Raw genomic sequence first — 8,497 nt, 5'->3', positions numbered from 1 at the left:
CCCCCCCCCCCCCCCCCCCCCCCCCCCCCCCCCCCCCCCCCCCCCCCCCCCCCCCCCCCCCCCCCCCCCCCCCCCCCCCCCCCCCCCCCGCCCGGCGGCCAACGCGCGTTCGACGAGCGCGCTGGCCATGCCCAGGTACGACGCGGTGATGAGCAGCTCGAACCAGATGAACCCGACGGTCTGCAGGTCGTCGAGCATCCCGTCCGGGCCGTTCTCGGTCGGGATGACCAGTTCCTCCTCGATGAACACGTCGGTCAGCCGGACCTCGTCGCTCTCCGCGCCGGCGAGCACGCTGCTGCCCCAGAACGGGTGCCGGGTGATGCCGCGCAGCGTGGCCGGCATGAGCAGGAAGGCCGTCTGCTGGCCGCCGCCCGGTGCGGGCACCGCCACGCTGGCCGTCAGCAGGTCCATCGAGTGGCTCAGGCTGCACGGTTTCTTCGACCCGTTGATCCGGTAGCCGCCGTCCACCGGCGTCGCCGTCATCGTGGGGGAGAGGATGCCCTGGGCCGGGCGGCCCTCGGCGAAGGCCGAGGAGACCAGCAGGTTGCGGCTGGTGATCGCCTCCAGCAGGGCCCACTCCATGCCCGAGTTCTTGATGCTCTCGGCGAAGGTGAACAGCGTCGCCACGGAGAAGTGGTGCATCGTGGTCGCGACCGCCAGTGACGGCGCGTGGGCGCCGATCGCGCGGGTGACCCGTACCGCGTCCAACGGGGACGCGCCGAGCCCGCCGTAGTCCTTCGGGATCACCAGGCTCGGGCCGCCGCTGGCCCGGAACACCGGCAGCGTGTCGCCGCCAGAGGCTTCCCGTTGCTCGAACGGGACCTTCGACAACCCGTCGAGCAGCCCCGGCAGGTACGACTCGCAGAGGGCACGGGCCTGATCAAGGGATCGCACAGTCTTCCTCCGGAGGCGGACGGTCAGCGAGGGATGAGCGAGCGGGCCGCCGCGCGGCGCAGCTTGCCCGACGGTGTCTTCGGAAGGCTGCCCGGCGGCAGCACCACGACCTCCGCCGGACGGGCGTCGACGTCGGCGAGGACCCGGTTGGCGATCGCGTCGGACAGCGCCTTCTCGGCGGCCGGGTCACCGACCAGGCGGGACTCGACCAGCACCGCGAACGACTCCCGCGCCACCCCGTCGCCGGCCATCAGTCGTACCGCCGCGACGTTGCCGTCCCGGACGCCGTCGACGCCGGCGGCCGCGCGCTCGATGTCGGTGGGATAGATGTTGCGACCGCCCATGATGACGACGTCCTTGCGGCGGCCGCAGACCACGATCTGACCGTCGACCAGGTAACCCTCGTCGCCGATGTCCAACCAGCCGTCGTCGTCCACGGCCGGGGCCGGACCGTCCTCGGTGAGGTAGCTCCGAGTCACCGAGTCGCCGCGCAGCTGCAACCGGCCGACCTCACGGTCGCCCAGCTCGGCGCCGGAGTCGTCGACGACCCGCACGGTCACGCTCGGGTGGGCGGCGCCGAGCATGGGCAGCCGGCGCACGGCGCTCGGGTGGTCGTCGCCCGCCGGTACCGCCCGCCGGTTCTTCTCCAGCTCCAAGGCGTCGACGGTGTCGAGGAGCATCGGATCCGACAGCGCCGACAGCGAGATGACCAGGGCGCTCTCCGCCGCGCCGTAGCAGCAGTTCACCGCCTCCGGTCGCAGGCCGAACCGGGCGCCGGCCGCGACGAACGCCTCCACCGTCGACGGGTCGATCGGCTCCGCGCCGTTGCACAGGGCCTTCAACCGGGACAGGTCGAGCGAACCGGCGTCGGCGCGGGCGAGCTGCCGGGTCAGGATCGCGTACGCGAAGTTCGGGGCGGCGGTGATCGTGCCGCCGTACCGGCTCATCAGCTCCGCCCACACCATCGGACGGCCGAGGAACTCCGCGGGCGTGACCATGACCAGGTCGATGCCGGTGAACATGGGCAGTAGCAGGCAGCCGACCATGCCCATGTCGTGGAAGAGCGGCAGCCAGCTCACCAGCACGTCGTCGTCGCCGCACTCGAGGTGGGCCGCGGTGTCGACGAGGTTGGCGTGGATGTTGCGGTGGGTGATCCGCACCGCCTTCGGCTCGGCGGTCGAGCCGCTGGTCAACTGGAGCAGCGCGGTGTCGTCCTCGGCGGCGGGCACGACGGTGAACTCCCGGTCGCTGTGCAGGTCGCCGATCATCCGGTGGGGGACGCCCTGCGCGCGCAGCACGTCGGCCATCGCCTCGAACGGGGCGCCCACCAGCACCAGACGCGCGTCGATCATGCGCAGGACACGCAGCGTGTCGTCGCGCCAGACGGACAGGTCGGTCCGCGGGGTCGGCTGGTGCAGCATGGTCACGCTGCCGCCGGCCAGCCACGTCCCCTGGGCGACGCGCGCGACCTCCCCCGGGTCACCGGCCAGGACCGCGACGGCCTGGCGGGGGGCCAGCCCGCCGGCGACCAGTGCCGCCGCCGTACGCCGGGCCGCCTCGTGCAACTGCCCCCAGCTGCGCCGCACCGGGTTCCCGGGGGCGCCGGTGACCATGCCGCCCGGCGACCGCCCGGCGGTGCCGACGACGGCATCGACGAAACGGCTCACCTCGATCTCGCCTGAATCATGCGGCACAGCGTAGACAGGGCGATCGACAAAGACCATAGATCCTTTGTGGAGTCCGTACGGGCGATTGTGTTGGCCGCCGTGACCGATGGAGGATGACCGCTGCCCGGTGGGTGACCGCGGCACCGACGTTGATGATCGCGGAAGGCGGCCGCCTGAATGGGTGACTCCAGGACGCAGTGGTGGTTGGATGTCGTACGTACCGAGGCGGCCGAGGTGCTCGGTCGGCCGCGTGGTGACGTCACTGCCGACGGCGCCTTCGCCGACCTTGGCTTCGACTCACTGACCGCGCTCGAACTGGCCGACCGGCTGTCCGAGGCGAGTGGGCTCCAACTCTCCGGCACCCTCGCCTTCGACTACCCCAACCCGGCGACCCTGGCCAGGTACCTGGCCGAACAGGTCGGCGGCCCGGAGGCGGACCGGGGACCGGGGCGCCGCGTCGACACGCCGATGGCCGGCGAGCCGGACGGCGCGCCGTCGGGTGGGCCCGAGCCGATCGCCATCGTGGCGATGGCCTGCCGTTTCCCCGGCGGGGCGGCCACCCCCGAGGACTTCTGGACCTTCCTGGCCGACGGCCGCGACGGCGTCGGGCCGTTCCCGACCGACCGGGGCTGGGACCCGCAGGTGTTCCATCCCGACCCCGACCGTCCCGGCTCCACCTACGCCCGCCACGGCGGATTCCTCTACGACGCCGGCGACTTCGACGCCGGATTCTTCGGCCTGTCGCCCCGCGAGGCGCTGGCCACCGATCCGCAGCAGCGGCTGATGCTGGAGATCTCCTGGGAGGCGCTGGAACGCGCCGGCATCGACCCGCGCACGCTGCGCGGAAGCCGCACCGGCGTGTACACCGGCGTCATCGCCGGCGACTACGCCCCGCGCCTCGGCGCCATCCCGCCGGAGGTCGCCGGCTTCCTGATGGCCGGCAACGCGTCCAGCATCGTCTCCGGCCGCGTGTCGTACACGTTGGGCCTGGAGGGACCCTCGCTGTCGGTCGACACCGCCTGCTCGTCGTCGCTGGTCGCGCTGCACCTGGCGGCCCGCTCGCTGCGTACCGGCGAGTGCGACCTCGCACTGGCCGGCGGGGTCACCGTGATCGGGACGCCGTTGGTGTTCACCGAGTTCAGCCGCCAGGGCGGTCTCTCCCCGGACGGGCGGTGCCGGTCGTTCGCCGCGTCCGCCGACGGCACCGGCTGGGCCGAGGGCGCCGGTGTGCTGGTCCTCGAACGGCTCGCCGACGCACGCCGGCACGGCCGGCGCGTCCTGGCGGTGCTGCGGGGCAGCGCGGTCAACTCCGACGGGGCGTCCAACGGCCTCACCGCGCCCAACGGTCCGTCCCAGCAACGCCTGATCGCCGACGCGCTCGCCGACGCGGGACTCGACGCACCCGACGTGGACGTGGTGGAGGCACACGGCACCGGCACCCGGCTGGGCGACCCGATCGAGGCTCAGGCGCTGACCGCCGCGTACGGCTCCGGCCGGCAGCGTCCGCTGTGGCTCGGGTCGGTCAAGTCGAACATCGGACACACCCAGGCGGCGGCCGGCGTCGCCGGGGTCATCAAGATGGTGCTGGCGCTGCGGCACGGCCGGCTGCCCCGCACGCTGCACGTCGACGAACCCACCCCGTACGTGGACTGGTCCGCCGGCCCGCTGCGGTTGCTCACCGACGAGCAGCCCTGGCCGGCCGGCGCCCGGCCGCGCCGCGCGGCGGTGTCGTCGTTCGGGATCAGCGGCACCAACGCGCACGTCATCGTCGAGGAGGCGCCGCAGGACGAGCCCGCGTCCCCGGCCGACAGGGCGGCCGTGCCGGCGCCGCTGGTGCTCTCCGCGCGGACCGTTCCCGCGCTGCGCGAACATGCCCGCCGCCTCGACGCCTTCCTCGACGCCCACCCCGACCTGCCGGCCCGCGCGGCGGCGGTCGCGGCAGCCCGGCGTACGGCGTTCGAGCAGCGGGCCGTCGTCCTCGACCGCGACGCCCTCGCGGCGCTCGCCGCCGGGCAGGACGCCCCGGCCGTGGTCATCGGCACGGCGAGCGAGGGCAGGCTCGCCCTGGTCTTCCCCGGACAGGGATCGCAGCGACCCGGGATGGGGCGGGAACTCGCCGCGGCCGAACCGCGGTTCGCCGCTGCCCTGGACGAGGTCTGCGCCGCACTGGACCGGCACCTGGACCGTCCCATCCGCGCGGTCATCGACGGCGACCCGGACCTGCTGGACCAGACCGAGTACACCCAGCCGGCGCTGTTCGCCGTGGAGGTGGCGCTGTACCGGCTGCTGCGACACTGGGGCCTCCGGCCGGACTTCGTCCTCGGCCACTCGATCGGGGAGATCACCGCCGCCCACGTGGCCGGCGCGCTCTCGCTGGACGACGCCGCCCGCCTCGTCGTCGCCCGCGGACGGCTGATGCAGGCGCTGCCCGCCGGCGGCGCGATGGCCGCGATCCAGGCCACCCCGCAGGAGGTCGAGCCACTGATCGCCGACCCCGCGGCCCAGGTCGGGCTCGCCGCCGTCAACGGCCCGACGTCGGTCGTCGTCGCCGGCCCGCAGGACGCGGTGCGGACCGTCGCCGACGCGTTCGCCGCACGAGGCCGCAGGACCACCCGGCTACGCGTCAGCCACGCGTTCCACTCCCCGTTGATGGAGCCGATGCTCGCGGACCTCGCCAAGCTGGAGGCGGACCTCACCCACCGGGCGCCGGAGATCCCGCTGGTCTCCAACGAGACGGGCCTGCCGGTGGACATGATCACACCGGGGCACTGGAGCCGGCACGCGCGGCAACCGGTGCGGTTCGCGCAGAGCGTACGCCGGCTACGCGAGCAGGGGGTGAGCCGGTTCCTGGAGGTCGGGCCCGGCGGCGTGCTGTCGGCCATGGTCCTCGACTCCGTCGGCGACCTGGACGCCGACACGGGTGACCCGACGGTCGCCGTGCCGCTGCTGCGCGGCGGGCGCGACGAACGGGACTCCGCCTGGGACGCGGTGGCCCGCCTGTTCGCCCACGGCGTGGACGTCGACTGGCCCGCGCTGGTCGGAGGGGACGGCCCGCCCGCGGAGCTGCCCACCTATCCGTTCCAGCACCGGCGGTACTGGTTGCCCCAACCGACCCGGCCGCTGCTCGGGGAGCCGGTCGAGACGCCGGACGCCGGAGTGCTGCTGACCGGCGAACTGTCGATCGCCGCCCAGCCGTGGCTCGCCCAGCACCGCGTGGGCGGGACGGTCGTCGTACCGGGCGCGCTGCTGGCGGAGCTGGCGGCGCGCGCGGGCGCGCACGCCGGCTGCCCCGAGGTGGCGGAGCTCCTCCTGCAGGCGCCGCTGGTGCTTCCCGAGGCCGGCGCCGTCCAGACCCGGGTGGTCGTCGCCGGGACGGACGGCGACCCGACCCGCCCGCTGACCATCCACGCGCGCCCGCCCGGCGGAACGTGGACGCCGCACGCGACGGGAACCGTCGCCCCGGTGCGGACCAGCGACGCCACCCGGTTGAGGCTGTGGCCGCCGCCGGGCGCGGCGCCGTTGGACACGGACGGCTTCTACGACCGCCTGCGCGCCGGTGGCTACGACTACGGCCCGGTGTTCCAGGGCGTCGGCCGGGCGTGGAAGCGGGGCGACGAGATATTCGCCGACGTGACGCTGCCCGCCGAGGCCGCCGGCGCGACCGAGGGTTTCCTGCTGCACCCGGCGCTGCTCGACGCTTCGCTGCACGCCCTCGGCCTGCTCGACGACGCCGGGGCGGACGGCGGGATCGCGCTGCCGTTCTCCTGGACGGGCCTGCAGGTGCACGCCCGAGGCGCCACGGCGCTGCGGGTTCGGCTGACCCGCGACGGCGACGGTGTCGACGTCGTCCTCGCCGACCCGTCCGGTGCGCCGGTCGCCTCTGTCCGGCACGTCGCGCTGCGGCCGATCACCCCCGACCGGCTCGCCCCCGGGCCGTCCGGGGCGGGCGGCGGGTACGAGCTGCGCTGGGTGCCGGCCGCGCCGGTCCGGTCCGACCAGCCGGTGGTCTGGCTCGACGAGTTGACGGCCAGCGACCAGGTTCCCGACCTCGTCTTCACCGAACTGCCGCCGGGCGGTGACGACCCGCACCCCACCGTCGCCGCCGCGCTCGACCTGGCACACCGCTGGTTGGCCGACCCGCGGTACGGCGCCGCCCGGTTGGCGGTGGTGACCCGGCGGGCCGTCGGCGACCGCTCCCGGGACCTCGCGCAGGCGGCGGCGTGGGGGCTGCTGCGGTCGGCGCAGTCCGAGCACCCCGGCCGGTTCGCGCTGATCGATCTGGACGACGACCCGGCGTCGCGGCAGGCGCTCGCCGCGGCCGGTGCCGCCGGAGAACCGCAGGTCGCCGTCCGTGCCGGCGGACTGCTGGTGCCTCGGCTGCACCCGTCGGCCGCCGACAGCCTCGTCCCGGAGACCGGGGTCCCCACTGATCCCGGGGCCGTCACCCGCGTCGGACCACGGCCGTGGGCCCCGCAGGGCACCGTCCTCGTCACCGGCGCGACCGGCGCCATCGGCCGTCTCGTGGCACGGCACCTGGTCGAGCGGCGCAGGGTGCGGCACCTGGTGCTCACGTCCCGGCGTGGATCCGACGCCCCCGGCGCCGCCGACCTGGTCGGCGAGCTGTCCGCGCTCGGCGCGGAGTCGGTGCGCGTCGTCGCCTGCGACGTCGCCGACCCGGCGGCCCTGGCCGACCTGCTGAGTTCCGTCCCCGCCGAGCATCCGCTCACCGCCGTGCTGCACCTGGCCGGTGTACTGGACGACGGGGTCGTCGAGTCGCAGACCCCGCAGCGGGTGGCCGGAGTGCTGCGGCCGAAGGCGGACGGCGCACGGCAGCTGCACGAGCAGACCCGCGAGTACGACCTGGCCGCGTTCGTGCTCTTCTCCTCCGCGGCCGGCCTGTTCGGCTCGCCCGGGCAGTCGGGTTACGCCGCCGCCAACGCCTACCTCGACGCCCTCGCCGAGCAGCGGCGCGCGCAGGGGCTGCCGGGGCAGTCGCTGGCGTGGGGCCTGTGGGAGCTGCCGGACGGGATGGCTGAGCAGGTCAGCGACACCGGCCTGCGTCGCATGCGCGGGATCGGGCTGACGCCGTTGCCGCCGGGGCGCGGGCTGGCCCTGCTGGAACGGGCGCTCGACTCGGACGCGGCGACGCCGGTGCTCGTCGACGTGGACAGCGCCCTGCTCGACGGGCACGACCGGCGGTCGGTGCCGCCGGTGCTGCACGACCTGATGGCCACGGACCGCCCGGCCGGCGCGGACGTCGCCGGCCCGGGGGCGCGGGCCACCGCGTCGGTCGACGCGGTAGCGGGTGGCGCGCCCGGCCCGGCCGGCGGCACCCGGGCGGGAGGCACGGACCTCGCCAGGACCCTGCCCGGGCTCGCTCCCGCCGAACAGGACCGGGTGCTGCGTGAGATGGTGCTCGCCGAGGCAGCCAGGGTGCTCGGCCACACCTCCGCCGCCGACCTGGACGGCAACCGGAGCCTGCCCGAGCTCGGATTCGACTCGCTGACGGCGGTCGAGCTGCGCAACCGGCTCGCCACCGCGACCGGGCTGACCCTGCCGGCGACCCTGGTGTTGGACTACCCGAACGTGCGGGAACTGGTCGGCTACCTACGCGGTGAGCTGCTACCCGAGCAGGCGTCCACCGCGCTCGGGGTGCTGGAGGAGCTGACCCGGCTGGAGTCCAGCCTGGCCAACCTGACGATGGACGGTGTGGCGCGCAAGCGGCTCGCCGACGCCCTGAACCAGCTGCTGTCGCTGGTCGACACCGAGTCGGACAAGGTCGACGCGGCGAAGGACGACTTCTTCGACCTGCTCGACTAGGAGCCCGCCCCGGCCCGTAGGGGAAGCGGGGGGGGGGGGGGGGGGGGGGGGGGGGGGGGGGGGGGGGGGGGGGGGGGGGGGGGGGGGGGGGGGGGGGGGGGGGGGGGGGGGGGGGG

The 8,497-nt window shown here is 75.2% G+C and carries 2 protein-coding genes and 1 pseudogene; 1 reads left to right on the top strand and 2 read right to left on the bottom strand.

The features are described from left to right. Both ACZ6O2_RS36100 and ACZ6O2_RS36095 read right to left on the bottom strand, forming a co-directional pair. A partial coding sequence (locus ACZ6O2_RS36100) for an acyl-CoA dehydrogenase (RefSeq protein ID WP_466026158.1) occupies positions 1–894 on the bottom strand: 894 nt, incomplete at its 3' end. A 23-nt stretch (positions 895–917) separates the two neighbouring features. Continuing rightward, on the bottom strand, positions 918–2,561 hold the full coding sequence (locus ACZ6O2_RS36095) for a fatty acyl-AMP ligase (protein WP_466026157.1): 1,644 nt from the start codon (positions 2,559–2,561) through the stop codon (positions 918–920). A 207-nt stretch (positions 2,562–2,768) separates the two neighbouring features. On the opposite strand from ACZ6O2_RS36095, the pseudogene ACZ6O2_RS36090 reads away from it, so the two are divergent. Further along, a pseudogene (locus ACZ6O2_RS36090) lies at positions 2,769–8,381 on the top strand (SDR family NAD(P)-dependent oxidoreductase); the annotation flags it as partial. Positions 8,382–8,497 lie beyond the last annotated feature (116 nt).

It is taken from the genome of Micromonospora sp. NPDC048040 (assembly GCF_055587185.1).
Note: the sequence above shows the minus strand (reverse complement) of the source record. Positions and strands in the feature narration are given on the sequence as shown.